Origin of the sequence: Halomonas daqiaonensis (assembly GCF_900109725.1) — a bacterium.
GTDB classification, from domain to species: Bacteria; Pseudomonadota; Gammaproteobacteria; order Pseudomonadales; family Halomonadaceae; genus Halomonas; species Halomonas daqiaonensis.
This window is the reverse complement of sequence record NZ_FOBC01000024.1, coordinates 1-25,397: the sequence shown is the minus strand read 5'-3', so window position 1 is coordinate 25,397 and position 25,397 is coordinate 1. Positions and strand designations below refer to the sequence as shown.

The following is a 25,397-nucleotide window of genomic DNA, read 5'->3' as shown; positions in this document are numbered from 1 at the left end:
TCCCCCATGCCGTTCCCTCCCCGCCGCCGCGGCGACATCCATCCGTTGACCCGTGCCATCCGTGGCTGCCTGGGCCTGACCGCCGCCGGAAGCCTGCTGTTCGCCCCGGTTGCCCTGGCCCAGCAGGAGACCACGGCCCCGGACGCGACCACCGCTCTGGAGACCCTCACCGTCGAGGCCGAGGCCCTGTCGATCATTACCGAGGGCACGGAACGCTACCGGGTGCCCCTGACCAGCACCGCCACGCGGCTCGACCTCACGCCCCGCGAGACGCCCCAGTCCGTCTCGACCGTGACCCGCGCCCAGATCGACGACTTCAACCTCGACACCACCAACGACGTCCTGGAGAGCACCCCCGGGGTCACGGTGGAGCGCCTCGAGACGGACCGTACCTACTACATGGCGCGGGGCTTCGAGATTTCGAACTTCCAGGTCGATGGCCTGCGCGTACCGATGCCCTATAACAACGTGCACGGCGACGTGGATACCGCGATCTACGACCGGGTGGAAGTGGTGCGCGGCGCCACCGGCCTGATGTCCGGCTCGGGTAACCCGGCCGCGACGGTCAACTTCGTGCGTAAGCGGCCCTCCTACGAGCCCCAGGCCTCGGTCTCGGCGAGCGTCGGCTCCTGGGATCAGCGGCGCCTGGAGGCCGATGTGGCCGGGCCATTGGACGGCGAGGGGCGCGTCCGCGGACGCCTGGTGGTGGCGGGGATGGAGAGCGACTTCTACCTGGACCGGCTGAGCCGCGAGCGGGGGCTGCTCTACGGCGTGCTGGAAGCCGATGTCACTGACAGCACCCTGGTGACCCTCGGCCACACCTGGCAGCAGAACAACACCGACGGCAACATGTGGGGCTCCTTGCCGCTCTATGATTCGGCCGGCAACCCGACCAACTATGATCGCAGCACCTCCTCCGCGCCGGACTGGTCCTACTGGGATGTGGAAACCCACCGCAGCTTCCTCGAAGTGCAGCAGGCGCTCGGTGACAGCTGGTCGCTGAAGGGCACGCTCACCCACCTGGACATGCTCTCCGATACCCAATTGCTCTATATCTACGGAGGGCCCGATGCCACAACCGGGCGCATCGGCGACGACCAGCTGACCCTGAGCCGCTACGATCGCCACCTGGAGCAGTGGGTGGCCGACCTGCACGCCAAGGGCGACGTCGACGCCTTCGGGCGCAGCCATCAACTGGTGCTGGGCACGGACTGGAGTCAGAGCCGCAATCAGCAGCTCTCGCGCTACCCCACGGCCGGCTTCGATGCGGGCGGTCAGGGACTGCCGCCGCTGGACGACTGGAACGGTCGCTACCCCGAACCCGATGCCTGGGTGGCCTTCCCCGGCACCGACGGGGATGCTACGGTCAAGGAACGCAGCCTCTATGGGGCAGCCAAGCTGGACCTCGCCGAGCGCTGGACCGCACTCACGGGTGCCCGGTTGAGCTGGGCCGACACCGCCGGCGAGCAGTACGGGGTCTCCCAGGCCAGCGACCACGACCGGGTGCTGACGCCCTATGCCGGCTTTATCTATGACGTCACCGACCGGGCGTCCCTCTACGCCAGCTACACCGAGATCTTCGATCCGCAGACCGAGATCGACAGCAACGGCGACTACCTCGACCCCGTTGACGGCGTCAGCCAGGAGGTGGGTATCAAGGCCGAGCTGTTCGACGGCGGCGCGGATGCATCGCTGGCGCTGTTCCGCATCGAGCAGGACAACGTGGCCCAGCCGGCGGGTACTCGGCCGGATGGCACCGCCTTCTTCACGGGCGGCGACGGCATCACCAGCGAGGGCGTGGAGGCCACCCTCGCCGGCGAGCTGGCCCCGGGCTGGCAGGCCAGCGTAGGCTATACGTACCTGGAGGTCGAGGACGCCGAGGGCGAGGCCGCCAACACCTACATTCCGCGCCATCTGGTGCGCGCCACCACCAGTTATCGGCCGGCCGCCCTGGATGCGCTCAAGGTCGGGGCGCGACTGCGTTGGCAGGATGATATCGAGCGTGACCGCGACCTCGCCGAGGGCAAGACCCGCCAGGGCGCCTATGCCCTGGTCGACCTGATGGTGAGCTACGACTTCAGCGAGAACCTGACCGGCTCTCTGAACCTCAACAACGTCACCGACGAAAAGTACCTGACCAGCCTCAAGTGGGATCAGGCCTTCCACGGCGCCCCACGCCATGTCATGGCCAATCTGACCTGGACCTACTGAGCCTTTCCACGACCAGGCATGGAACGAGGGCCCATCCCGGCAACGGGGTGGGCCCAGCTCTTTGCGTAGTGGTCAGGGTGTTTCGAGGGAGCGGGCCCTGTCTCGGCAGGCCAGCGGGCAGTTGCCGCAGACGCCCAGTTCATCGATCAGATAGCGGATGCAGCACAGACGACGCACTCGTCGGGGGTTTCCGGCGATATCGCCCTCGACGTAGCGCACCGGACGATAGAGCGGGTTGCGACCGCCGCCGGGCAGCGTGCGGCTCGCCATCAGTTCCCGGGCGGGTTCGGCAATACCGGGAGAGGCCAGGGGATGGTCCTTCAGGGCGCCGGCAAAGTACTCGAGGTAGTTGCCGGCATTGCTCCAGAACACCTTGGGCGAGGCGCCGCTGGCCGCGGCCAGCGCCTCGATCAGTGGTTCCAGGTGGCCCTCGAGCAGGGTGGCGAAGCGCGACAGGTCATCGAGCTTGGCCAGGGGGCGGCCGGCGTGACGAAGGCTGTACCCTATGGTCTGGCCCTCGGGAGATTGCTGGAGATGGAGCTCGTCCAGGCCCAGCGGCAGGTCGCGCGCGAGCAGCAGGTTGGCCGCCAGGCCGTGGGCCGCCAGGGCGCTGAAGTGCCACTTCGACCACAGCGAGGCCACCGCCCGGCGGTCGCCGTGACCGTACTGGGCGCCGAATCGTTCCAATAGCGTATCCAGATAGGCCGGGTCGATAAGGGCTTGGGCGGGCACGCCATCGGGCGCCTCCAACCCCATCGTCGGCGGGGCGAGGTGCTGCAGGGGGCCGACGTAGAGCTGGGCCAGGATTGAGGGCATGGCGAGACCATAGGATCCGCGGAAAGCTCTATTATACAAACAATAATCATTATCAATAAAGTGGCTGTCTTGCTTCCCGAGCGGTTCCCGGCGCACGTTTCACCGTAGTAGGGTGAGTCATCAATGAATCCAGAGGAGCACGACATGGCGAATGCCAGGATAGTGCAGCAGGGAACCATCCACTGCTTTCCCGCCGGCCTCAAGGATGAACAGGGGCGGATCGTGAACGCCGAGGTCTCTGCGGTGGCCTACGACGGCGAGCGCTTGCTGCTGGCCAGCGACAAGCCGATTCCCGGTGAGCGACGCTCGGCCGTCTTCGCGTTGCCCCTCACCCCCGAAGGGCCCGACGACACCCAACTGACTTACTTTACGCAGCCGCTGATCAAGCAAGCCACCAAGTACGAGGACTTCGCGCTGACCGCCGACGGCCGTCACGTGCTGGCCACCACCGGCTTCGATCGCATCGACGACGAGAGCCATGCACTGAACGACTACAATCATCTGCTGATCTGGCCGCTGGGCGAGCCTGATCGGGTGCAGGTAGTGGACCCCGACCCGCGCGACGGCGTGGAAGGGTCGCTGGAGCTTCGGAACAAGCTGAATGCCGCCCTCGGTTTTCCCTACTACAAGATCGAGGGGCTCGCCGCGATCCCTGGGGAGCGGGGCGACGGCCTGCTGCTGTTCGGCGTGCGCGAGCAGGGTCGCGCCCACGATGACTTCGACTACGTGAGCCGGGTCGTGGGAGCCCACTACGAGATCAGCGAAAGCGGCAATCTGGTATTCATCGACAAGATGCGCGAGCACTATGCCTTCGACCCGAGCGAGCATCCCGCGGTCCGCTACGACTGCGGCCTATCGAGCCTGGAGTACGACCCCTACCATGCGCGGCTGTATCTCCTGAACAGCTACGAAGTGGAGGAAGACGGCGAGGAGCACATCGGCGGGTACCTGTGGGAGATCAGCCTGGAGGATTTCCGGGCCGGTCGGCGCCCGACCCTGGTCACCACCCCGGCGGGCACGGAACTGGAATTCGAACACAAGGCCGAGGGCCTGGCGGTGCTGGACCATGATCGCCTGTTCGTCGCCTACGACAACGACCGCCACCTGGGCCTGGGCAGCATCGACGAACGCGACGAGCGCCACGCCTGTGAGGCGCCCTACACGATCCTGGAAATCACCGTGCCCTGATCCTTTCCCGGCTCAGTGCCGGAAGGGCAGGGAAACCGGAAAGGGGACGACCTCGTACCGTTCGATTTCCAGAAGGGCAGGTCTGCAGCGGGGCGCAGCCGAGGGAGGCGGTGTCGCGGCGGGACATTCGGCCAGGCGAGGGCGGCGGGCTATGGCCACCTCCTTCGCCTTTCGCTATCATACTCCGGCGTTTCGACGCACCTTCCTCAAAAAGGGCCTATAGCTCAGTTGGTTAGAGCAGGGGACTCATAATCCCTTGGTCGTCAGTTCGAGTCTGACTGGGCCCACCATTGAAATTAAGTGGTTGCGTGACCAAGGCTCACATTTAATCAATGTGTGGTTGCGGTTTGGTTGCTGATCCGCGGCAACTTCGCTACCACACCTTCCCACCTTGCCGGATCTGCATGGGCATAACGGCTTGTCACCGTTAGGGACGAATGACCCAGTAGATCCCTGATGCTTGTCAGCGCTTCACCCTTGCTGGCCAGCAGTGAGGCGTAGCAGTGACGCAAATCGTGAAAGCGAATATCAGGGCGACCAATCTTCTCCCTGGCTTTCTCGAATGCACCACGTACCCTATCGCCAGTCGTATCAAACGGCAGGCCTTCCACCAGCGGTAGAGCTTCATCCGTCAAGGGGATGATCCTTGGTTTCCCGTTTTTCGTCTGGTTGGGCCTGAGCACGATGCGGCCGTTGTAGACGTTCCCTGATTCCAGTGCCATCAACTCCCCACGCCTCATGCCGGTCAGCATCGCCAGCAGAATGACCTTCCGCTCGATCTTGTAGCGCTCCGGCACTGCTGCAAGCAGTTCGGCGAGCTCCTTCTCGGACAGGTAGATATGGCGCTCGTTTTTGGGAGATGGCTTGCGGAGCTTGCCGTCCAGCGGCAGGTCGATCCAGTCCCACTCGCGGTACGACAGCGAGAGTACCCGCTTGACGACCTGAGTGCGGTTGTTGATGGTCGACTGCGCCAGTCCCTTCTCCTTGAGAGCCTTCTGCATCCTTCGCGCTGCGTCCAGCAGCTCCTGCCCAACGATCACGCCAGGGGCATGCTCATCCATCCACCTGGCAACCAGCAGGATGTGCTGCTTCTGAGAGCGGACATCGTATTCGCTGACCATGCGCTGCAGCCCCTCGGAGAAGGTGTACTTGGGCTTGCGGCCCATGACACCATTGAACTCGTCCTCCTGGCGCTGAGCCTCTGCCTTCAGCGCGTACTGCCTTGCTTCTCCTTCTGTGCGAAAAGTTCGCTGAGTACGCTGGCCGTTGACTGTGCAGCGGACGACCCACGCGCCGCGATCTTTCCTGTGCGAGACTGTGTATCCCATTTCCGGTCCTCCTTCCGCTGAGGACCGCGCCTGCAACGTTTAGCGTACTCCTCAACCACCTCGGACTCAAAGCGAACGGCGTTGCCCAGTTGGACATAGCCGATGCTGTGTTTGTTGCCATACACCCAGCTGAGGCTCATCCCCAAGCGTTCAGCCACGTGCTCTGGTCTAAGTAGTTTGTTGCTCATGCTCACTACCTTGGCTTAATGGTCTGGGAGATCATGGCGGGATCATTTGCGCGCTTTAATCTTTGTGCTTAATTTTTAATAAAGGAAGAAGCGCTCCTCTTGACATTGTTGTTTTTTTGTGAGCGAGGTGTCTGTGTGTGGCAGGCTATGGCAGCCCGGAAAAGTTGTTCTTATGTGTTGTTTTGTTTGATAATAGGGTATATTCAAGGTCTGTATTTATACTGTTTGATAGGAGGCTTTGTGGATCTCATTTCCAACATGAATATAAAGGCCCTTCAGCTACAAAAAAAATTGCGAGATCGTAAATTTGCCATTAATGGCATTGCTCCTGGTCCTTCTCTTGAGGATATTGAGGATGATATTTTTAACGGAGTAGTTAACCCAAAAGAATACTGGCGTTTGGATGAGCCAGAAATACTTGACCGTCCAATGAATCTTACTGAGGAGATGTGCTGGCATTGGTTTGCTTCACAGGTCCAGGAAGCCTATTTTCGACACCTAATGATTCAGTATTATTCCGAGCGGAAGGATATGCCTGAGGGGGGTGCCCGTATAAAGCATCACATTGAGATTTCTGTTGAGATGGCAGAATCTTTGGGGTGGGGGTTCTATCACTGGGCATGTGCCGAAGATTTTTGTGGAAGAAGAGAGCGTGCCCATGCCGAAAAAGTAAAAAGCGGTGGGAATGCCAGATCATTGAAGCGGAATGAAGAAGACGTCATCCTTATCGCCTTGGTTAAAGCACAGCTAGAGCACCATCCAGACGCACAAAGAGGTTGGGCTGATACTGACCATGCAGCCCGAACGCTTGCCAAGGCGATTGAGCGTATCGCTGAGGAGCAGCATTTTCCCGTCCGACAGAAGGGCGATAAACTCATGGACGAAATTTATGATCTATTAGAACATACTAAAGATGTTAAATCGGTTTATGATAAGTTTGACCGAAGCAAAAGTCGCCCTCGTAAGTAGCCACTGACTGTACGCTGACTGCTCTATACAGCTTATTCGCGTGACATAAAACGCAAAATGCCCCCATCCCGAAGGGTGGGGGCATCGCTTGTATAATGCCTGAATTACAGCTTTGGCATTACGAATTGAGCCGTCGGCGGTTAGAATGGCATCCAAGGCATCAAGTCCAGCATTCCAGTCTTGCCGTCCATGAATTGCATGACTTGTCCATGCGCCTGCAATTCATCAAGGGCCCCCAAGAGTCGGTCGCGTTTGCGCAACGAATTCGGGCACCGCTGGCGGACCCACGTGCGGGGCAGGAAACGGATGTTTCGATTGCGGTGATCCTGAAACCACACGTTGAGGAGTTGAGCATCCCGGCACACCTGTGGTAATGGTTCGAACACCTCATGGAATTGCATTGAGGACCAGTTGGACAAGTCGATGGCCTGCAGCAGCGTCGCTTTGGTGATTAGGTCATCCTGTGCTATAAGCAGGTGAAGACTCGCAGCAATCCGTGCGGTTATTTCCGATATCTTGGAAGCGTGATCCTGGCTGTGAGGGAAGCGACCCTCCGGCCGCATTTCCGCCTCGATCTCATTGTGATACTGAACCCACATGCTCCCCGCTTCATCGTCAAAGGTTACGATAGTGGGCTCTGTTTCGGGAGCACGCAGCAATTGGAGATTTTCCCGAGTCAGCGCTTCCAGTCGCGCCTCGCATTCCCGCCACGCATCCCAGGTTGGGGTGGGGGCTTCTGGGTCGAGAAAACGCTGACCATTTAGGGATGCTGGCTTGCAAACCAGCATACGAGCATAGAGCCCGATCTCTCTTGCCTCTTCACCCATGGTCTCGAGGTGTTTCTGGAGGGCGCCAGGTTGCGTCATGGCCAAAATCCCTAAGCTTACCTCATCCAGCTCTAGCGGTGGCTGGTTGGCACGATCCACGGTTACGTGATCTCCACTGTTCAGCCCACATATTTTACCTACGGACTTGAGCATCGCGCTATCGAACAGCGTCTGGCCTTCTGCCGTAATCAGGCTGGCACTGGGCATTCCCTTCGCGAGGTGGGTGAACAAGGGGGATGGGCTGGTATCCTCGAAGACCAGACGAAACCGTCGCGGACGAGTCGGTTTCAAGGTCTCATGTTCATTCAGGGCTTGTTTGGCCTCCTCGGTCGGAAGCCCCTTGCTGCGCTGATGTTTCATGGCACGCAATAGACCATCACGTTCTGCCTCCCACTGGGCCAGCTCAGCTTCATAGCTCTCCAAGCGCTTGTGGTAGGCTTGACGCTCCTCCCGTTCGATTTTCAGTATCGCAGCGAGCAAGTGCTTGAGCAGCGTCGACTTACGTCCACCCGAGGCAACGATGATCAGAACCGCCAAGCTGAGTGGTTTGATCTGACCATTTGGTAACCGGACACGGTAGGGTCCTTGAGCTGTGGTGCTGATCACCGACGCCAATGCATACAGCACCATGTCAAGTGGTACCTGTAGGTTATTGCTCAGTTCCATCGCCGCTCGTACAAAAAGTGTATCTGCAGGTTCATTCAAGTGGAGCTGTCCCGGTGGTAGCAGCAGGCGAGGGTGTTGATTAAACGGATAGGCCATGTGGCATCTCCTGTGGTTGTTGAAAATGCCGAGCATCAAACTCGACATCGCCACAGTAGAGAAGCCCGGCAATGCTCGTCAGGAGCTGTGCTTAATTTCGGAGTAGATAATCAAGTACATCTATTGACATTGAGTGTTTTCTGTGATTGAGGAATTGTATTCCATACAGCTCTTGCCCCGGTGCTGTTGATATTCTCGCTATGGCATAGCGAAAAAAGCAGTGGCATAGAGGAATCGGCGAAGAATTCCGCCCACTGAGATAGGAGAAAGCCAAATTAAGGCTGGCGTTTGGTCACTAGACATTAGTCTTATGTGGTTGGGCAGGAGGGTGGCTACCGGCGACTCCCATCGCAGCAATGCACCCCTTGAGCGATGGGTTTGGTGTGCGCCTTGCACAGATAGCTCGCCGCGAAGAAGAGCTGCTCGAAGGTGGCCTGGTCGTCTTTCTTGAAGTCAAAGGTAATGACCTTTTCGGTGACCTTATCCCTGGAGACGTTGACCAGTCCCACCATATGTTCCGCTGGCCAGCCGATGACCCCTTCCCACGCGCGCACAATGCGGTGGTAGAGGGTGTCCGCTGCGAATGCCTCCGTGGCGCCCTTGCCGACGTAGGCGCTTAACGGCCCGAGGCTTTGCAGGGCATTGCCGTTGAACAACAGCAGGACGTGGTAATGGGGCTTGTCACTGTTCTTCTGCTCCCGTACCCACACGTAGCGCATGTCATGCGGGTACTTGAGCTTGATCAGGCCGTGTTCCCAGTCCAGTCCCTTGAAGAATTTGTTCATCGCGGCATTACTGGCCAACAGGGAACTGACCGGCATGGCCTCGGGGAAACGCAGATCGATGCGGATCGCGTAGGTTCGACTATTGGCGTGGCGTGCTCGGTTCATCACCCGGAGGAGGGTATACAGGTAGTTCTCGATCAACGGTCCCCATGAGGTCTGGACCCGCATGTCGTGGTAGTACTGATCGAACCACAGGCGTAGCGCGGGATTGTCGGGGTGGCGTTTACGGAAGCGCTGTCCGACGGTTGGCTTGAGTGTCATGATCATCTGTCTCCTGGTAGACAGCCACGCGGATGCCCACGGCACTGAGGCCGTGTCCAACGGGGCGGTGTCATCGTGAAAGGGTCGAAGGGTTAGCCCACACCAAGGCGATGGCGCGTTACAACGCGCAGCCATCGTCCTGTGCAGGAAGGGGATAGGCTCTGGCGGGGTATGACACGCGCGTGGTCATGGCCTTCGGCCCCACGCCCCGTGTCAGTCACTGATCAGCTGATAGCCCTGGTGAAGGCATCAGGGTTACTGAGGGGTCAGGTCCCCTGGTTCTCTGGAAGGACCGTTACTGGTGTCACTGTCGGTATGTGTCTCTGAGGGAGGGTCGCTAGGTAAGCGACCTCCTACTGTTGGCTATGGCTTTCCCCCTACGGGTTATCTCCTGTGGTTCTATAGGTAAGGATCGTCGGCTCTGTTAGGCCTCCTCCCTGGTGGTATTCCTGTGGTGTTCTGCGTATGCATACTACTTAGTACCGTCAGTCATGCGGGGAACAGCCCGATGGAGTAGGGGGGTTGTGTCCCACTCTCCATGAGCCATTGCGGCGTTCCGATCCCGGCTTTCCGTCTATCCCAGCTAATAGAAAATAATTCCATTTTATTGATGAGATAACGACGAGCCACAGAGGCTCGGCACTCGCTCACACCATGAGCGACGATTGTATTTTTTTTCAGACCTATATCACTCCTGTGAGCCAAGCCCTTCCCAGGCTTTTTCCACCGGCACAGGAGACATGACATGCCCCCATCCTGCTCGCGCTGTGTCTCGCCGCGCGTGATCAACCTCGAGACCGCCCGTAAGTTGGGGACGGCGACCGGCGCGCTGGCCGGCTCCCTCAAGGGCGCCTATGTAGCGCTCTATACGCCTGGCCGGTTACCGGCTTCCTCGGCGCACTTCCCCCTCAGTCGTGTCGCCGTTGCCGTGATCGCCGCCGCATCGAGCGGTATCGCCGGGGCTGCCGCCGGCCATCAGATGGTCCAGCACCTGTTTCCGCCCGGCGAAGGCTCGCCCTGGCTTTGCCTGGGCTGCGGCCATGCCTTTCGGGTGCTTGACTGATCCATCCCCCACTTTCTTCCCCTCTGTCGGCGACTTGCCGGCTTTTTTCATCTTGGAGGTTTCTCATGGCACATCAGATCGAACACATGGCTTACGTCGGCGACACCCCCTGGCATGGCCTGGGGCAGCAACTGTCGCGTCATCAACCGCTGGAGGTCTGGCGGCAGCAGGCCGGCATGGACTGGCACATCGAGGCTTCCCCGGTGCGCTTTATCGCCGATGACGCGGGGCACCTGGGCAGCATCCATTCCTTCCCGGAGCAGAAGGTGCTCTACCGCTCAGATACTCGAGCCCCGCTGTCGGTGGTCTCCCAGCGCTACAAGGTAGTCCAGCCAGAGGAGGTGTTGGAGTTCTATCGCGACCTGACCGAGTACGCCGGCTATGAACTGGAGACCGCCGGGGTGCTCAAGGGCGGGCGCAAGTTCTGGGCACTGGCCCGCAGTGGGCTGGGCGCTGCGATCAAGGGCCAGGACCAGGTGAATGCCTACCTGCTGCTGGCCACGTCCTGTGATGGCTCGCTGGCGACGGTGGCCACGCCCACCTCGGTACGGGTGGTCTGCAACAACACCCTGACCATCGCCGTGGATGGCATGGCTCAGGGCGTGAAGGTACCGCACAGCACCGAGTTCCGCCCGCAACTGGTCAAGCAGCAGCTGGGCATCTCGGTTGCGCAATGGGACGACTTCATGGTCCGCATGAAGACCCTGGCCGAGCGCCGGGTCACCCGTTCCGAGGCCCAGGCCTACTTCCAGTCGGTGATCTGCAATGCCGAGGCGCCGCTGGCGGATCCCGCCGGCTTGCCCAACGTCCGCGCCCTGAATCGGGTACAGGCGCTCTACCAGGGAGAGGGACGTGGTTCCCAGCTGTGTACCGCCAGGGACACGGCATGGGGCCTGCTCAATGCGGTGACCGAGTACGTCGACCATGAGAAGCGGGCGCGCAGCAACGACTATCGCATGGACTCGGCCTGGTTCGGCCAGGGGGCCAGTCTCAAGGACAAGGCCCTGGAATCGGCCATGGCGCTGGTGAGCTGATCGTCGTCGTCCCTTCCTTGGTAGTTCGTTATTCCTTTACTCATTCCCACACCACGGCATAGCGCCCAGCCCATTACGGCTGGGCGTTTTTGTTTCTGGAGGCGCCGATGCAACCGCCCATGACCTTCGAGATCTGCCGCGCCCTGACCCAGCTGACCCGTCAGCTGCTGGAGGCCAGGGAGCACCAAGCCCAGACCCACGTGCTGGCCAAGGGCCATCTCTATCGCGTGGTCGTGTCGCTGGAGCCGGTCCCTACCGACCAGCTTCAGGACGTCATCAACCGCTACCAGTAAGGAGATCCCCATGGCCACTCCCATCCACCCCGATACCAACGGCAAGACACCCGTCACCCAGCCCCTTCAAGAAAGCACGGCGATCATCCAGGTGATCGAGCGGGCCGCCCTCAATCCCGAGGTCGACATCGACAAGATGGAGCGTCTGCTGCAGATGCAGGAGCGCGTCCTCGATCGCCAGGCCCTGATGGCCTACAGCGCCGCCATGGCGGCCATGCAGACGGAGCTGCCGAGCATCGCCGAGCGCGGCCAGGGCAACAACGGCGCCTACGCCACCCTGGAGGACATCGTCGACACCGTGCGCCCGATCATGCAGAAGCACGGCTTCGCGGTGAGCTTCCGGATCCAGACCCAGGAGCGCGGCATCCAGGTGACCGGGGTACTGATGCACCAGGACGGTCACCGCGAGGAGACCAGCATGCTGCTGCCAGCGGACACCAGTGGCAGCAAGAACGCCGTGCAGGCCTTCGGCTCCTCGACCAGCTACGGCAAGCGCTACGTGCTCTGCGCCCTGCTCAACATCACCACCCGCGGCCAGGACGACAACGGCCATGCCGCTGCTCCGGTCAAGCTGGTCACGCCCTTCCAGGCGGGCCAGCTCAGGCAGCTGATCGCCGTCTGTCCCCCCGCCACCCAGGAATGGTTCGTCGGCAAGTACGGCGAGGCTGAACGGGTGCCACGCGGCGACTTCGACAAGCTGCGGGCCTCCCTGCACAAGCGGGCACAGCCCAACCGTCAACGTCACTGACCGGCCAGCGAGGGGCACCCCCCTCGCCGCCTATGCCGTGTCATCGAAAAGGAGATCGTCATGCAGATCCTGACACTGGAACAGGGCACGCCTGAGTGGCATGCCGCGCGTCTGGGCATCGTCACCATGTCCGAGCTGAAGACCCTGCTGGTCAAGGGCAAGGGGCCGTCAGGCTTCGGTGCCGGTGCCCTGAGTTACATGCACCAGCTGATCGGTGAGCGCATCACCGGCGAACCCAGCGATGTTTTTCAGGGCAATGGCCATACCCAGCGGGGCCACGAACTGGAGCCCGTGGCCCGCGAGCTCTACCAGGAGGCCACCGGCCTGCCCCGGCTGGAGCAGGTCGGCATCATCCTCAACCACGGGGTGGGCTATTCACCGGATTGCCTGGTGGACAGCCGTGGCCTGGTGGAGATCAAGACCAAGCTGCCCAAGTACCAGATCGAGTTGCTGCTCGAGGGAGAGCTGCCCCAGGAGCATGTCGCCCAGTGCCAGGGCGGCCTGTGGGTCAGCGAACGGGAGTGGATAGACTTCGTCAGCTACTGGCCGGGCATGCCGCTGTTCGTCAAGCGGGCCTACCGCGACGAGGCAATGATCCGCACCATCGCCGAGCGGGTCGAGGCGTTCTACGCGGAACTGGAGCGCCGCATGGCGCTGGTGATGGCAGCCTGAGGAGAACCACCATGAACCACCGCAAGCTCAAGGCCGGCGAAGTCGCCGGCACCTATGACATCACCGCCCCGATCACCGAGGCCGAGCTGGTCAGCATCGCCCAGGCCTTCGCCAGACGGCGGCTGGCCAGAGGACGCAAGCTCATCCGGCCGGACCTGGTCTTCGACTATCTGCAGGTGCTCTTCCAAGGCTACGAGCACGAGGTGTTCAGTGCCCTGTTCCTCGACACTCAGCATCGCCTCATCCACTTCGAGACGCTGTTCCGAGGCACCATCGACTCGGCCAGCGTCTATCCTCGCGAAGTCGTCAAGCGTGCCCTGGCCCACAACGCCGCTGCCGTGATCTTCGTACACAACCACCCCTCGGGCGATCCGGCCCCCAGCGACGCCGACCGGCGCATCACCCAGCGCCTGAAAGAAGCGCTGGGCTTGGTGGAGATCCGGGTCATCGATCACATCGTGGTTGGGAGCGAGGGGTGTGTCTCCTTTGCGGAGCGAAGGTATCTGTAACCTGACGGCATACCAGCCACCACAGCGCTTCCCGCGAGGAGACGCTGTGGTGGAACATCTGCCAGATGCTTCTTTTTTGCATGGCAGGTGTCAAAAGGTCTAAAAAGTAACCTGATTACACATAAGGCTCAGCCAACTTTAGGAACCGGTACGGCATCGGCGGCGTTCTCGCCGCTGCCTCAGAACAAGATCTTCGCGATAGGCCGAAGAGAGGAGGCCCGCAAGAATGGAAGGGGGCTGAAGCCCCCTTCCAGATTGCATGAGCACTATTTCTGCTGGCCGTCGATATAGACCACGGCAGCTTGGGGGTTGGCGAGGTTGACATTCGGCACGGACCCGAACACCCGCAAACCGTCCTCACCGCCGGCAACATATCCTTCAGCGCTGTTGCCGCTGACGTTGTCATTGCCTTGGATGGTCACCTTGTGATCGGCGAGGATACCCTTTACCTGTTCCAGGTCGCCGCCGCCCGAGATTGTGTATTTCGTACTGCCGGAGCCGGCGCTGCCGTCAATCACGATGGAATGGTATTCTTTCCCGTCAACGTAGACCGCCGCGTTGTCCGGGTTCTCAAGCAGGATATCGGGAAACTCGCCGCTCACTGCATAGCCATCTATGCCGTTGCCTACGTAACCCTCTGCGTGATTGCCGCTAACCTTGTCGTTGCCTTGGATGCTGACGTTGTGCCCGGCGAAATTGCCCTTCATCTGATTCAGTGTGCCGCCGCCTTCGATCGTGTACTTGGTGCGCCCTGAAGCGGCGGTGCCGTCGATGATGATGGAGTGAGACACTGCGGTGCTTCCGGACCGCTTCGTGTTCGTGCTGCCTGCCGTGCTGGCGCTGAGCTGGTACTCCATTCCCTTAGCCCAGCTCTGGCCCGCGAACTTAACCGCGACGATATGGCTGTCGACGTTGTCGAATGTCCGGCTCCATTGCTTGCCGACGTTTTGACCGCCGGGATCGATAGTGAACGACCAGATTTCCTCGCCCGAATCCAAGCCTTCGGGGAACTTGCAGGCCTCGACATACGTCTTGCCGCGCATGCCCACCTTTTCGATCGTCAGATCGATCTCGCCGTAAACCGGGTGGGGGCTTACGAATACCCGCGTCCCCTTGCTTCGGATCGTCCCTTTCTGGGTGCTACCGAACTCCAGCATACGGGGACCGATCTTCGCCCAGCTATTGTCCGCTAGGTCATTCCAGCGAGTGATCATCTTGTCTACGATTTCGGCCTTATCTCCGGGGCCGGTCTGCTTCACGATGTCTTCGTGCTCGCTCCACAAGTCAGAAACGACGGTTGCAGCGGAATCGCATGGAGCCGCCGTAGCAGTAGCCGGCAAGAAGCCCGCACTGGTGATGGTTAACACCGCACCGGCCGTTAGGATGGGTGACAGCGGCAGAAGATTGCGTTGTCTCATCTTTATAGCTCCTATTTCGATTGCTCCGATTTCGTTGCACCTTATAAAAGTAGGAAATCCAAATGATTATTTCAATGGCTCTTCGTCGTTGGGTGTGGAATTCGCCCCCTGAGCTGGGCCAGGATATGACCTTCAATGGACAGGAGGTATGGCATGGACGGCACCCAGATTCTGACCCTCGGCCTAGGCCTGGAAGCGCCCTGGATCCTCAAGGACCAACACCTGGATACCTCCGTGTCACCCCACCGCCTGGATCTCTATGTCGAGGCCGACCGCGGCAGCCTCTACCCCTGCCCGGAGTGCGGCAAGGCCTGCCCGGCCCATGACTTTGCCGACAAGACGTGGCGACACCTGAACTTCTTTCAGCACCACTGCTACCTGCACGCCCGCGTGCCCCGCACCAAGTGCCCCGAGCATGGCGTCAAGCGCATCGAGGTGCCCTGGGCGCGACCGGGCAGCGACTTCACCCTGCTGTTCGAGCAGGCCGCCATGTCGCTGGTCAAAGAGATGCCGGTGCTGGCCGTCTCCCGGCAGTTGGAGATCTCGGACAAGCGCCTGTGGCGCATCGTGCACCACTGCGTGGGCCGCATGCTGGGGGAACTGGATCTGTCCAACGTGGCCACTGTCGGGGTGGATGAAACGGCCTCACGACGCGGCCAGCGCTACGTCACGGTGTTCCTCGACATGCAGCGCAAGCAGGAGCCGGTGATCTTCGCCGTGCCGGGGCATGGCAAGGCCACCATCGCGGCCTTCAGCGCCTTTCTGGCGGAGCATGGCGGCGACCCGGACAACGTGGTCGAGGTGGTCTGCGACATGTCTCAGGCCTTCCTGAGCGGCGTTGCCGAGAACCTACCCAACGCCGAGGTGACGGTCGACTGGTTCCACATCGTGCAGACCTTCACCAAGGCGCTGGACGAGGTTCGCAAGAAAGAGCGCCGTGAGAAGGGGCATCCCAACGCCCTCCGCTGGGCGGTCTTGAAGAACCTGGATAACGGCAACCTGACGGCCAACCAGATCACCGCCCTCCAGGAGCTGGTGGCCGACCAAGGGGCCACTGGCGATGCCTGGGTGATCAAGGAAAAGCTGCGCTGGATTCAGAAGGCGCCGACGCCGCGTGCTGCCCGGTGGCGCATCACGAACTATCTCAGGGTCATGCGGGAGGCCGTCAGTGGCCAGGCACTGCTCACGCCGATGGCGAAGGCCCTGACGACGCTGGAGCGGCATGCTGAGCAGGTGGTGAGGCGCTGGATCTCCGGCCTGACTAACGCGCGTCTGGAAGGCATGAACGGTCTCTTCCAGGCGGCCCGATCACGCGCACGCGGCTACCGGAACGGGGCCAACTTCATCGCGATGATCTACCTGATCGGCAGCCCTGTGGGGCGCCTGCTTGATCAGGCCAAATCCACATGAAACGACGAAGAACCGCTGTTTGTACTAACTCTCGATGTAGTCGATCACGTCCCGCCGTACTGCCTGTCGGCTCGCATACCGTTGGCCTGCCAGCCACTCGCTTTTCAGTGAGTGGAAGAAGCGCTCCATGACCGCATTGTCCCAGCAGTTCCCTTTGCGGCACATCGAGGCCTGGAACCCGTACCAATCCAGGGTGGCGCGGTAATCACGTAATGCATACACCTCTATTGCCTTCGGTGAGCGCTGCCGGAAGGTCTCCGTTTGGCCCTCGAGGGGATCGGTCGGAGATTGCTACGATAACTCGATTGCCGAGAGCTTCTTTGCCACCTTGGAATGCGAACTGCTCGGCAGGAAGCGGTTCGCCACGCCGGCAGAGGCGAAGAAGGCGGACTTCGCGTTCATCGAAGGATGGTACAACCCACATCGCCGCCACTCGGCGATTCGCTATGCCATTCCTATACAGTTCGAACATCAGCATGTGGTTGCCTCAGGCTGAAGCCGTGTACCGTCCACTAAACCGGGGTAATTCCACCGAAAATAACCACGAACCCACGGCCATGACTTGTACAAATCAAAGGCTCTCAGGGCCGCGGCAATATCTCAGCCAAAGCAGCTAGGCAAGCATCGATTTCTTCAGGGCTATTGTAATGTGCCATTGAGATGCGAGTGACCGCCTTCAGCCCCAGCGGTCGCAGAATATTGCCGGAGAAGACATCATCGGTTCGTGCATGGACGCGTATTCCCCGGTCTCCGAGTTCGGCGACGATATGCTTGGCTTCGATCCCCTCAACGGCAAACGACACTACCCCCTCGCGCTGCGGCGCATCCGCCGGCCCAATCAGATGTAATCCGGGATAGTCGCAAAGCCCTGGCAGGCCCGTGCCACCATGCAGCAGCCGGTTCACAAGGGCGCGCTCATGGGCTTGCATCGCCTGGCCGGCCGCGAGCAGGCGAGCACGGCGTGACGATTCATCGGTGAAGTGCGCGCCGAGCCAGTCGAGATAGTCGAGATAGTCGATCATCATGCTGACACCGACCAGGGCCGACGGGTCGCGGCTGCCCAACTCCCAGGCATCGGCTGGCTTGCCTGAGAGTCGGTCATGATCAACCACGCTCAGCCGACCGGAGAGCCAGGCATAGCCGTTATTGAAACGGCAGTATGCCTTGTAGGGCGAGATGACGTAGGCATCGACACCATAGTCATCGACGGCCAGGAAACCATGTGGCGCATGCTGGATGCCGTCGACGATGATTATGCACTCCGGGGTCACGGCACGAATCGCCTGTGCGATCTCGGCGATGTCCATGCTCATGCCGGTGAGCGGGCTGGTATGCAGGATCGTGGCAATGCGGGTGTCGGGACGCACTCGTCGGGTAGTGTGTATACCGATTCTGCTCAACGGGACCGGCGAAACCGTTCCAGTGCACCGTTCAGGTGACACGTCATGGCAGCGTTTGCCCAATCTTCGTTGCCAGCCTGCAATGCTGTAATGATTTCCTGATGCTGACGGACGCTTTCTTCCATCTCATCACGACTATAGATAAAGAATCCGCTTACCATAGGAAGATGCAGCAGTGTTCGAGCAAACATGCGCAAGTATCCCTGTCCCGAGGCATCGAATAGCCCTTCGTGGAAGCGTTTGTTTGCCTGAGCGATTTTTTCTATTCGATCGGTGCTTTTACCGGCGATGGCTTCCCGCATGCCGTCATTTACCATGATCAGCTCGTCGAGCTGTTCAGTGGTGATATGTTGCGCTGAAAGGGCAACAGCGTGCCCTTCGAGAAGAATTCGGAGCTTGAAGATGTCCTCTGTGTCCGATTTGCTCCATCCCGTGACGGTCGCTCCGCGGCTTTTTTCCTGACTTAGTAGCCCCTCAGAAATCAGTCGATGGAAGGCATTCCTGACAGGAGTTCGACTGACGCCGAGCTCTTCTGCCACTACCTCTTCGCGTAAGTGAGCTCCAGGTTCGTAGTGGTTCACCATGAGCCGACGCCGCAGCGTTTGATAGACTCGTTCGCCGATTTTCATTGCAGGACTCGAAACATGGGTTTTACGAGAGCCGTCGTTGAGAGGGTGAGAAGGAGCCGAGGAAGTGGTTGTTGGGAGCGGTCCTAGTGCTGATGATAACTGACATGGCTGCAACGAGCACCCCGGTCCGCAAGAATCCGTCTCTGCCTGGAGCTAGTGGCGTGACCCTCACCTCGGGGCCTGTCCCGCGTTGCCGGCATCAGTACTCTTACAGTCACTGATGCCGGCAGACCCCACGGGCTTATTCCTGATCTCCACTAGAGGGTTGCGACCTCCGCAGACGCTTCCATAAAGGGACGATCAGCGTCACAGCAATCATGGCGATGATGATCCAAGAGATCCAGCTCTGCACCAGATAGTCGAAAGACCCACCGGAGATCAGCAGGGCCCGACGCAGCGACTCTTCCGCCATGGGGCCCAGGATGACAGCCAGCACGGCAGGCGCGGTCGGGATGTCTAGGCGCTCCATGCCATACCCCAGCACGCCGAAGAATAGCATCAGCCAGACTTCGAACATGCTGTTGTGGATCGAGTAGATCCCCACGACCGCGAGACAGATGATCATCGGAGCCAGAAGCGTGGTCGGTGCCTTGAGCACGTGGACAAAGGCCCGTGCCCCGAAGCGACCGATCACAAACATCAGGATCGCGGTGACAAACATAGTCAGCATGAAACCGAAGACAATCTCGGGGTCATCCCTGAACAGCTGAGGACCGGGGCGCAGGCCGTGCACGAGCAAGGCACCGAGGATGACGGCGGCAACAGCACTGCCTGGTATACCAAGCGTGAGGGCGGGAATCAGCGTTGCCGCGGTATCAGCGTTGTTCGCGCACTCCGGTGCAGCAACTCCCTTGGGCTCGCCCTTGCCGTACTGGTCATTGTTCGGATCGGATCGTCGCTGCTCGTTCCAGGCCAGGACGGCCGCGATGTTCCCGCCCAGCGCCGGAATGATGCCGATGACGACCCCCAAGACGGAAGACTTTATCCAGACGGGGATAAAGGGTTTCCACCGGACCCGTTCGTCCGGCAAGTCGAGTTGGGTCGCCTTCTTCTCGAAGATGCTCTTTGCCGCCAGGTCGATCGCCGGTGGAATTGCGAAAAGGCCGGTCAGCAGCACGATGATGTTGATGCCGCTCAATAGATCCATGCTTCCGAAAGCGAAGCGCTCCGATCCGGTCATGGCGTCGATGCCGACCATCCCAGCCACCAGACCAAGGCAAGTGCTGAGCAGTCCCTTGGCGGGGTTGCTGCTCAGCAGAACAGCAATCGTCGTCATGCCGAAGAGAGCCAGCCAGAAATAGTCGGCGGGACCGAACTTCAAGGCGATGGCGGCCAGGGGAGGCGCCAGTGCCAGAAGGGCGACGGCGCTGACGGCACTGCCGATGGCAGAAGAGACCAACGATATTTTCAATGCCAGGCGAGCTTGGCCCTTCTGCGCCATGGGATAGCCGTCAAAGACGGTGGCGATGCCCGCTGGTGTGCCAGGAATTCGCAGGAGAATGGCTGGGATGGAGCCGCCATACATGGCCCCATTGTAGATGCCGGCGACCATGCCGAGGGCCACCAGTGGCTCCATAGTGAAGGTAAGGGGAATCAGCACGGCAATGCCCATCGTTGCCGACAGACCCGGTAGGGCCCCTACCGTGATTCCCACGACGGTGCCGATGATCATGGCGATGATCACTTCTACGGAAAATATCAGCGGAAGTGCCGACATGATGTGATTGAGTATGTCCATTAGCGGATACCCACGAGTTGAAGCAGCAGTTCATCAGGCAGTTGGACCTGCAGGACGAAGCTGAACAGGATGTAGAGTGCGACCACGAAGACGACCGGCGCTCCCAGCAGGATATGAATCTTCCGGTACCCCAGTGCCCTGGAAACTACCGGTATGAACACTACCGTTGCAGTGAAATAGCCGATGAAGGGAATCGCTATGACGTAGGCAAGGGATGAGCCCATGAACAGGACTGTTCTCGACAGATTCCCCGGCTCCTGAGTGATCCCCTTCTCCCTCCTTCTTAGTGACAAGGCACTCTGGAGTGCCCAGATCAACGAAAGCAGCAGCGCGAGGAGCATAACGGCCTTGGGTAGATATCCCGAAGGTCCCGTATAGTTTGTCGCTTCCACGAATCCCGCAATACACAGTCCGCCCACGAGCAGCGCACAGACCAGTTCAATCAAGGGCCTTGGCATAGTAGCTTCCAGGTGTCGTCACAGGGAGGGACATGCCGGTCCAGCCGACATGCCCCCGTCATTAGACTTAGTTAGTTTGTGCCCAGGGCTGGTCTTTCCAGAGTTCCAGCAACTCGTCATTCAGCATATCCAGCTGCGCATCGAACTCGGCCGGTCCCTGATAGGAGATGGGCAGGCCCTGCTGCAAGGACTTTTCCTGGAATTCAGGATCGGCAACAGCCTTCTCCACTGCAGAGCTCAGTGCGGCGAACACATCTTCCGGCAGATCGGCCGGAGCGCCGATACCGCGATGCGATCCCATCACCACGTCATAGCCCTGCTCCTGGAAGGTCGGAACCTCAGGGGCGCTTTCCCAGCGCTCTTCCGCCATCTGACCCAGGATGCGCAGGTTACCTGCCTCCATGTCATCAACGGATTCACTCATGTTCATGCTCGCCATGGTGATGTGTCCGCCCAGGGTGGCCGCACGTAAGTCGGCCGCGCCAGGGAAGGGGATATGGCGCAGCTTGATGTCGGCCTTGCGTTCGAACGAGAGCACCGCCAGGTGATCGTCGGAGCCGATACCAGTGGTGCCATAGGTGACGGTGCCGGGATTTTCCTTCGCTTCTGCGACCAGTTCCTCAAGTGAGTCGATTTCGCTGTCCGAGCGAACACTGAGGGCGCCGGCATCGTAGACGATCTGGGCGACAGGATCGATGTCATCCATGGAGTAGCGTGCTTCACGCTGAATCGGGATCGCCAGCATGTTGGGGATGTTGATGAAGCCGAAGGTGTAGCCATCCGGCTCCGCCTGGGCGAGCGCGGTAAAACCTATCTCCCCTCCGGCTCCCGGCTTGTTGAGCACGGTGATGGATTGCCCGAGATGTTCCTCGATGTAGGGGGCCAGTGTGCGAGCGGCCACATCCGTTCCGCCGCCGGCGCTATAGGCAACGATCATCGTCACCGGGCGCTCGGGATAGCTGGCCCAGGCGTTGCTCATGCCAGCGACTCCCAGCAGGCCCGCGGCAATAAGGGTGATCGGCATTTTTGCATTCATTGGAGCTCTTCCTTTTGTAGTGATTGCGCATCCAGACTCTGGATACAGAGAACACTGAGACTGGCGCATGATTGCGTCAAGGGCAATTCTAGGTTCATCCATGACAACTGTACATATCGGGAATTTTAATCATATAAAACAATACATTATATGATGTTATCCTTTGGTATAAGCTGAAATATCGAGGACTGCCTCAAAATCTCCTTGTTCGATCTGCATCCGCAATGTACTTTTCCTGTACTTGAGTTGATCACTTTGTGACCGGAGTGCGTTTGGAATCCATGAGCATTTCGTGCTGGTTCCAGTGCAAAGGCCCGGTCGGGGGTAATCGCCAGCAACTCGCGATGACCGGGGGTTGGCCGGCAGTGACGTGAATTGGCCCAGGCCTTCCTTTCGTCTGAAGACAGGAGTACGAGAAATGACAAAACCCGATGGTGCAGAGCGGTTCACCGTTTATGTGCTGGAGCCCATCCACGAAGAGGCCATCGAAAGGCTTCGCACCAACGTGCATGTGGTGACCTGGAAAGAGAAAGGCATCGAGCACTGGCTCGACAAGGCGGATGCCATCATCGTTCGCAGCCATCAAGTGAGTGCTGCCGACATTGCCAAGGCGCAGAAGTTGAAGGTGATCGGTAAGCACGGCGCTGGAACCGATACGATCGATGTAGAGGCAGCGGAGCGACAGGGGATTGAAGTGGTTTCCACTCCGGGGGTCAATGCGGCGTCCGTCGCTGACCTGGCGGTTGCCATGGCGCTATCTCTGACGCGCAACCTGATAGGGCACACCCTTGCATTGCAGCGAGGAACCCCCCTGACGGGGCCGCAGCGGATCGGTTGGGAAGTCAGTGAGTTGCCGGCCGGCATCATCGGGCTCGGCGCAATCGGAAAGGCTGTTGCTAAGCGGCTTGAAGGAGGCTTCGGCGTTTCGGTGACTGCCTATGATCCCGGGATTCCCGTTGATGCCTGGCCCAAGGGAATAGGCCGTGCCGGTACTCTCCGTGAGCTTCTTTCGTCGAGCCGACTGTTGTTCTTGCATGTCGGCCTTAACGATGCCACCCGGGGAATGATCGGTAGCGAGGAGTTGGCAGCGCTTCCCGAAGGGGCCTTCTTAATCAACTGCGCAAGGGGAGGTGTCGTCAATGAATCAGCCCTTGCCGAGGCGCTGGCAAGAGGACACCTCGGCGGCGCTGCCTCTGACGTCTTCGAGCAGGAGCCACCTTCTCCAGATCTTCCACTCCTCCAGCAGTCAGGGTTTATCGCCACCCCGCATATCGGTGGCTCGACTCGTGAGGGGCTTCGAAGAACAGGACTCGAAGTCGTCAGCAAGGTTCTGGCGGAGCTCGATGTCGATTGATATGGGCCGAAGAGCTAACTAAAACATGCGCCCAGGCGCGAACCAGCAAAGGTAATGAAGTGATGAGCTTAGGATTTCGTGTACTCGACCGCGCGGCAGCTGTTGCCCCTGACCTGGCGAAAGCCTTTGATGATGTCCCCGTCGCCAATGTCAGCGACTCGATGTTTCGGATGACGTCGGCCGGGACCAGGCTTCGCCCCTACCATGGCGGGGGAAGGCGACTGTCTGGAGCAGCGCTGACGGTCAAGACTCGCCCGGGAGACAACCTGATGTTCCACAAGGCATTGGACATGGCCGTTCCGGGTGATGTCGTCGTTGTGGATGCAGGCGGGGATCTGACCAACGCCATGATGGGAGAGCTGATGGCCCACCATGCGGCAGCGCTCGGTCTGGCAGGTATCGTCATCAATGGTGCCATTCGTGACCTGGACGAGATCCGTAAACTCGGCCTTCCGGTCTACGCTGCCGGTGTCACTCATCGGGGGCCTTACAAGGATGGCCCAGGGGAGATCAATGTACCGGTTTCCATTGATGGAATGGTGGTGATGCCAGGTGATCTGGTCATCGGCGATGAAGATGGTGTTCTCTGTGTCCCCAGGGACCAGGCTGAGGAAATCCTGAGGACGGCGAATGCCAAGCAGAGTGCTGAACTGGAGGAGCTGGCGCAGATCCGTGCAAGAAAGAGCGATCGCAGCTGGGTTGATCGGGTGTTGTCACAGAAAAATTGCAGCTTCGAGCCATAGTACTACAGCATGTCTATAGTGTTGAACTTCGGTGCATGGCTATAGACATGACTCCCGATCCTCGGATAAAGAACCACAGAGCTGCGCCATCCTGGGCACTTGTTGGTTTTTCGTCTGAGTAATCCCCTTAGGGGGTGAGCCTAAAGGAAAGGAGATGGCCGTCATCGTTGAGCGCGACCGTAGCCATGAGCTATACCTTAGTTCTCCGACCCGCGTCCGGCCTTGCCAACGCTACGCTCGCCGCCCAGGTAAGCATCGTCGGCCTGGACCAACTCCGGGAACGCGACCATCAGTGACAGAAGCCAGCGTGTGAGCATTCAAACCTCCTGATAAAAAGCGAGCATGGTCACCCCCGCGCGTCTCAGGATCAATCGAATCGTACATCCGCCGTCGGCACTGGCTTACGGCGGCAATATGCCGTCCGGACTACGGTGCTATGACACGGTGGGAGCCCTCATGGACGAGATCGAGATGAAGCCGGTACCTGATGGCACCTGGATCATGATCTGTCCCTGCGGGCAGACCGAAGTCCGCGGTCGCGGCGTTAAGCCATGTATAGTGGATCACTCCCGAGAATCTCGCAGCACAGCTACTTGGCTGCTGAGCTCGGTGTGGGTATATCGTCAAACTAACGACCTTTCTCGGCTCTTAAGGCATCTCTAGGCGCTCCCGCAGCATCATCTTCTGCTGCGCTCATTTCGCCAGGATGGCCCACCAGACGGACATTCCAGAGGGCACATGTACGGCATCCCCTCGGAAATCGCGCTCGACAGGGCAAGACCACCACTGCCAGCATGGCACGATAGGTCTACGCTAGGTTCAGTCAGAACCTCGATGCCTCACGACCCGTCGCTGTCCTGGCCACCCTTTGACCCCACCGCCCGGAGCTCGTGCATGTCCAACACCCATTACAGTGATGCCGAGATCGCTGCCGCCCTCGAGGCCTGTGCCCGTGAACCAGTGCATATCCCTGGCGCTATCCAGCCGATGGGCTGCCTGGTGAGCCTGGATGCCAACCTGGGACGGATTCGCCAGGTCAGTGCCAATATCGAGGATTTCCTGGGTATCAGCGTGGCGGATGCCCTGGCCGGCGAGCCCAGGAAGGTACTGGGCGACGAGTTGGTGGATCTCCTGGACACGGAACTGGTGAAGCAGGACGGCTCCAGGGCTATCGCAGTTGAGCGAACTGACGAATGAGGCTCAGCAAGTAGTCGTCATTCCAGCCTGCTTGCTTTCGCTTTCCTTTCATAGACCCTTTGGAAGGCTCTAACTTGGCCACATTGAACGCCAGTCGGCGCAGCAGGGCCAGGTTCTCAGGGCCATGATCTCGGCGATGGCGGCTCTGGTCTTCCTGCATCGTGACGTCCAGCACCCAATGGAGGCGATTCTCTATTCCCCAGTGCTCGCGTGTCACGTCGACCAGCTGCTCCGGCGACAGCGCGTCACTCAGGAGATAGTAAGCGACTTCTTCGGTGGTCTTGTCAGCCAGCTCACGACGGCGAGTAATGCGCCCCACGGCCTTCAGGCCTGGCCACTGATGGGCGCTCTGCAGCCAGT

The 25,397-nt window shown here is 59.9% G+C and carries 24 protein-coding genes, 1 tRNA gene and 2 pseudogenes; 15 read left to right on the top strand and 12 right to left on the bottom strand.

Annotation, left to right across the window (positions count from 1 at the left end; translation table 11 throughout):
• Window positions 1-6 precede the first annotated feature (6 nt).
• Window positions 7-2,211 carry a TonB-dependent siderophore receptor gene (locus tag BMY30_RS15710; RefSeq protein ID WP_089715431.1) on the top strand — a complete coding sequence of 735 codons (2,205 nt, stop codon included), beginning with the start codon at window positions 7-9 and terminating at the stop codon, window positions 2,209-2,211.
• Between the two features lie 72 nt (window positions 2,212-2,283).
• On the opposite strand, the gene fhuF is transcribed toward BMY30_RS15710, so the two are convergent.
• Complete coding sequence (gene fhuF, locus BMY30_RS15705; protein WP_089715430.1) at window positions 2,284-3,027, bottom strand: siderophore-iron reductase FhuF; 744 nt, start codon at window positions 3,025-3,027, stop codon at window positions 2,284-2,286.
• A gap of 144 nt (window positions 3,028-3,171) precedes the next feature.
• Between fhuF and BMY30_RS15700 the strand changes: the two genes are divergently transcribed.
• Complete coding sequence (locus BMY30_RS15700) at window positions 3,172-4,215, top strand: hypothetical protein (protein ID WP_089715428.1); 1,044 nt, start codon at window positions 3,172-3,174, stop codon at window positions 4,213-4,215.
• A gap of 213 nt (window positions 4,216-4,428) precedes the next feature.
• Window positions 4,429-4,505 (top strand) — tRNA-Ile (locus BMY30_RS15695).
• 39 nt (window positions 4,506-4,544) lie between these two features.
• On the opposite strand, the gene BMY30_RS15690 is transcribed toward BMY30_RS15695, so the two are convergent.
• On the bottom strand, window positions 4,545-5,543 hold the full coding sequence (locus BMY30_RS15690; protein ID WP_089715426.1) for a tyrosine-type recombinase/integrase: 999 nt from the start codon (window positions 5,541-5,543) through the stop codon (window positions 4,545-4,547).
• A gap of 428 nt (window positions 5,544-5,971) precedes the next feature.
• On the opposite strand from BMY30_RS15690, the gene BMY30_RS17710 reads away from it, so the two are divergent.
• A complete protein-coding gene (locus BMY30_RS17710) occupies window positions 5,972-6,700 on the top strand; it encodes a hypothetical protein (RefSeq protein ID WP_139195537.1) in 729 nt (242 codons plus the stop codon).
• A 140-nt stretch (window positions 6,701-6,840) separates the two neighbouring features.
• On the opposite strand, the gene BMY30_RS15685 is transcribed toward BMY30_RS17710, so the two are convergent.
• Window positions 6,841-8,289, bottom strand: a complete 1,449-nt coding sequence (locus BMY30_RS15685) for a YfjI family protein (RefSeq protein WP_170840170.1) — start codon at window positions 8,287-8,289, stop codon at window positions 6,841-6,843.
• A 332-nt stretch (window positions 8,290-8,621) separates the two neighbouring features.
• Entirely contained in the window at window positions 8,622-9,335 is a 714-nt protein-coding gene (locus tag BMY30_RS15680) for a YagK/YfjJ domain-containing protein (RefSeq protein ID WP_170840169.1), read from the bottom strand.
• A gap of 745 nt (window positions 9,336-10,080) precedes the next feature.
• On the opposite strand from BMY30_RS15680, the gene BMY30_RS15675 reads away from it, so the two are divergent.
• The 6 genes from BMY30_RS15675 to radC all read left to right on the top strand — a co-directional run bounded on the left by BMY30_RS15675 (window position 10,081) and on the right by radC (window position 13,654).
• Window positions 10,081-10,398: a hypothetical protein gene (locus BMY30_RS15675; RefSeq protein WP_089715418.1), complete on the top strand. Its 318-nt coding sequence runs from the start codon at window positions 10,081-10,083 to the stop codon at window positions 10,396-10,398.
• A 65-nt stretch (window positions 10,399-10,463) separates the two neighbouring features.
• A complete protein-coding gene (locus BMY30_RS15670) occupies window positions 10,464-11,432 on the top strand; it encodes a DUF932 domain-containing protein (RefSeq protein ID WP_089715417.1) in 969 nt (322 codons plus the stop codon).
• A 107-nt stretch (window positions 11,433-11,539) separates the two neighbouring features.
• Window positions 11,540-11,725, top strand: a complete 186-nt coding sequence (locus tag BMY30_RS15665) for a hypothetical protein (protein ID WP_089712602.1) — start codon at window positions 11,540-11,542, stop codon at window positions 11,723-11,725.
• A gap of 10 nt (window positions 11,726-11,735) precedes the next feature.
• Window positions 11,736-12,473 carry an ERF family protein gene (locus BMY30_RS15660; protein WP_089715415.1) on the top strand — a complete coding sequence of 246 codons (738 nt, stop codon included), beginning with the start codon at window positions 11,736-11,738 and terminating at the stop codon, window positions 12,471-12,473.
• 60 nt (window positions 12,474-12,533) lie between these two features.
• Window positions 12,534-13,145, top strand: a complete 612-nt coding sequence (locus BMY30_RS15655; RefSeq protein ID WP_089715413.1) for a lambda exonuclease family protein — start codon at window positions 12,534-12,536, stop codon at window positions 13,143-13,145.
• Window positions 13,146-13,156: 11 nt separating this feature from the next.
• Entirely contained in the window at window positions 13,157-13,654 is a 498-nt protein-coding gene (radC, locus tag BMY30_RS15650) for a RadC family protein (protein ID WP_089715411.1), read from the top strand.
• A 266-nt stretch (window positions 13,655-13,920) separates the two neighbouring features.
• On the opposite strand, the gene BMY30_RS15645 is transcribed toward radC, so the two are convergent.
• Entirely contained in the window at window positions 13,921-15,072 is a 1,152-nt protein-coding gene (locus BMY30_RS15645; RefSeq protein WP_089715409.1) for a hypothetical protein, read from the bottom strand.
• A 153-nt stretch (window positions 15,073-15,225) separates the two neighbouring features.
• Between BMY30_RS15645 and BMY30_RS15640 the strand changes: the two genes are divergently transcribed.
• Window positions 15,226-16,482 carry an ISL3 family transposase gene (locus tag BMY30_RS15640; RefSeq protein WP_089715407.1) on the top strand — a complete coding sequence of 419 codons (1,257 nt, stop codon included), beginning with the start codon at window positions 15,226-15,228 and terminating at the stop codon, window positions 16,480-16,482.
• A gap of 30 nt (window positions 16,483-16,512) precedes the next feature.
• Here the strand turns inward: BMY30_RS15640 and BMY30_RS15635 are convergent.
• Window positions 16,513-16,731 (bottom strand): annotated as a pseudogene (locus BMY30_RS15635) (integrase core domain-containing protein); the annotation flags it as partial.
• Between BMY30_RS15635 and BMY30_RS15630 the strand changes: the two are divergent.
• A pseudogene (locus tag BMY30_RS15630) lies at window positions 16,700-16,978 on the top strand (integrase core domain-containing protein); the annotation flags it as partial. The pseudogenes BMY30_RS15635 and BMY30_RS15630 sit on opposite strands and share 32 nt — an antisense overlap.
• 85 nt (window positions 16,979-17,063) lie before the next feature.
• Here BMY30_RS15630 and BMY30_RS15625 read toward each other — a convergent pair.
• The 5 genes from BMY30_RS15625 to BMY30_RS15605 form a co-directional block, all read right to left on the bottom strand.
• Window positions 17,064-17,849 carry an aminotransferase class V-fold PLP-dependent enzyme gene (locus BMY30_RS15625; RefSeq protein WP_244516243.1) on the bottom strand — a complete coding sequence of 262 codons (786 nt, stop codon included), beginning with the start codon at window positions 17,847-17,849 and terminating at the stop codon, window positions 17,064-17,066.
• A gap of 29 nt (window positions 17,850-17,878) precedes the next feature.
• Window positions 17,879-18,511 carry a GntR family transcriptional regulator gene (locus BMY30_RS15620; RefSeq protein ID WP_089715401.1) on the bottom strand — a complete coding sequence of 211 codons (633 nt, stop codon included), beginning with the start codon at window positions 18,509-18,511 and terminating at the stop codon, window positions 17,879-17,881.
• A 241-nt stretch (window positions 18,512-18,752) separates the two neighbouring features.
• Window positions 18,753-20,249, bottom strand: a complete 1,497-nt coding sequence (locus BMY30_RS15615; protein ID WP_089715398.1) for a tripartite tricarboxylate transporter permease — start codon at window positions 20,247-20,249, stop codon at window positions 18,753-18,755.
• Complete coding sequence (locus BMY30_RS15610; protein WP_089715395.1) at window positions 20,249-20,707, bottom strand: tripartite tricarboxylate transporter TctB family protein; 459 nt, start codon at window positions 20,705-20,707, stop codon at window positions 20,249-20,251. The genes BMY30_RS15615 and BMY30_RS15610 overlap by 1 nt, the downstream gene beginning before the upstream one ends.
• Window positions 20,708-20,774: 67 nt before the next feature.
• A complete protein-coding gene (locus tag BMY30_RS15605) occupies window positions 20,775-21,743 on the bottom strand; it encodes a tripartite tricarboxylate transporter substrate binding protein (protein WP_211607373.1) in 969 nt (322 codons plus the stop codon).
• Between the two features lie 418 nt (window positions 21,744-22,161).
• Here BMY30_RS15605 and BMY30_RS15600 point away from each other — a divergent pair, with 418 nt between their 5' ends.
• The 3 genes from BMY30_RS15600 to BMY30_RS15590 all read left to right on the top strand — a co-directional run bounded on the left by BMY30_RS15600 (window position 22,162) and on the right by BMY30_RS15590 (window position 25,037).
• Window positions 22,162-23,097, top strand: a complete 936-nt coding sequence (locus BMY30_RS15600; RefSeq protein WP_089715393.1) for an NAD(P)-dependent oxidoreductase — start codon at window positions 22,162-22,164, stop codon at window positions 23,095-23,097.
• Window positions 23,098-23,159: 62 nt separating this feature from the next.
• Entirely contained in the window at window positions 23,160-23,840 is a 681-nt protein-coding gene (locus BMY30_RS15595; protein ID WP_089715391.1) for an RraA family protein, read from the top strand.
• Window positions 23,841-24,734: 894 nt separating this feature from the next.
• Window positions 24,735-25,037, top strand: coding sequence for a hypothetical protein (locus BMY30_RS15590; RefSeq protein WP_089715389.1), 303 nt, complete (start codon window positions 24,735-24,737; stop codon window positions 25,035-25,037).
• Here the strand turns inward: BMY30_RS15590 and BMY30_RS15585 are convergent.
• Window positions 25,009-25,397, bottom strand: a 389-nt coding sequence (locus tag BMY30_RS15585) for an ISAs1 family transposase (protein ID WP_139195535.1), incomplete at its 5' end; no start/stop codon positions are given. The genes BMY30_RS15590 and BMY30_RS15585 overlap by 29 nt on opposite strands.

Excerpts from the sequence above, each read along its gene's own strand:
- BMY30_RS15655 (WP_089715413.1), top strand. The coding sequence starts at position 12,534 with ATGCAGATCCTGACACTGGAACAGGGCACGCCTGAGTGGCATGCCGCG.
- BMY30_RS15610 (WP_089715395.1), bottom strand. The coding sequence starts at position 20,707 with ATGCCAAGGCCCTTGATTGAACTGGTCTGTGCGCTGCTCGTGGGCGGA.
- BMY30_RS15670 (WP_089715417.1), top strand. The coding sequence starts at position 10,464 with ATGGCACATCAGATCGAACACATGGCTTACGTCGGCGACACCCCCTGG.
- BMY30_RS15595 (WP_089715391.1), top strand. The coding sequence starts at position 23,160 with ATGAGCTTAGGATTTCGTGTACTCGACCGCGCGGCAGCTGTTGCCCCT.
- BMY30_RS15675 (WP_089715418.1), top strand. The coding sequence starts at position 10,081 with ATGCCCCCATCCTGCTCGCGCTGTGTCTCGCCGCGCGTGATCAACCTC.
- BMY30_RS15590 (WP_089715389.1), top strand. The coding sequence starts at position 24,735 with ATGTCCAACACCCATTACAGTGATGCCGAGATCGCTGCCGCCCTCGAG.
- BMY30_RS15710 (WP_089715431.1), top strand. The coding sequence starts at position 7 with ATGCCGTTCCCTCCCCGCCGCCGCGGCGACATCCATCCGTTGACCCGT.
- BMY30_RS15680 (WP_170840169.1), bottom strand. The coding sequence starts at position 9,335 with ATGACACTCAAGCCAACCGTCGGACAGCGCTTCCGTAAACGCCACCCC.
- BMY30_RS15690 (WP_089715426.1), bottom strand. The coding sequence starts at position 5,543 with ATGGGATACACAGTCTCGCACAGGAAAGATCGCGGCGCGTGGGTCGTC.
- BMY30_RS15685 (WP_170840170.1), bottom strand. The coding sequence starts at position 8,289 with ATGGCCTATCCGTTTAATCAACACCCTCGCCTGCTGCTACCACCGGGA.
- fhuF (WP_089715430.1), bottom strand. The coding sequence starts at position 3,027 with ATGCCCTCAATCCTGGCCCAGCTCTACGTCGGCCCCCTGCAGCACCTC.
- BMY30_RS15645 (WP_089715409.1), bottom strand. The coding sequence starts at position 15,072 with ATGAGACAACGCAATCTTCTGCCGCTGTCACCCATCCTAACGGCCGGT.
- BMY30_RS15660 (WP_089715415.1), top strand. The coding sequence starts at position 11,736 with ATGGCCACTCCCATCCACCCCGATACCAACGGCAAGACACCCGTCACC.
- radC (WP_089715411.1), top strand. The coding sequence starts at position 13,157 with ATGAACCACCGCAAGCTCAAGGCCGGCGAAGTCGCCGGCACCTATGAC.
- BMY30_RS15665 (WP_089712602.1), top strand. The coding sequence starts at position 11,540 with ATGCAACCGCCCATGACCTTCGAGATCTGCCGCGCCCTGACCCAGCTG.
- BMY30_RS15640 (WP_089715407.1), top strand. The coding sequence starts at position 15,226 with ATGGACGGCACCCAGATTCTGACCCTCGGCCTAGGCCTGGAAGCGCCC.
- BMY30_RS15615 (WP_089715398.1), bottom strand. The coding sequence starts at position 20,249 with ATGGACATACTCAATCACATCATGTCGGCACTTCCGCTGATATTTTCC.
- BMY30_RS15700 (WP_089715428.1), top strand. The coding sequence starts at position 3,172 with ATGGCGAATGCCAGGATAGTGCAGCAGGGAACCATCCACTGCTTTCCC.
- BMY30_RS15605 (WP_211607373.1), bottom strand. The coding sequence starts at position 21,743 with ATGAATGCAAAAATGCCGATCACCCTTATTGCCGCGGGCCTGCTGGGA.
- BMY30_RS15600 (WP_089715393.1), top strand. The coding sequence starts at position 22,162 with ATGACAAAACCCGATGGTGCAGAGCGGTTCACCGTTTATGTGCTGGAG.
- BMY30_RS15620 (WP_089715401.1), bottom strand. The coding sequence starts at position 18,511 with ATGAAAATCGGCGAACGAGTCTATCAAACGCTGCGGCGTCGGCTCATG.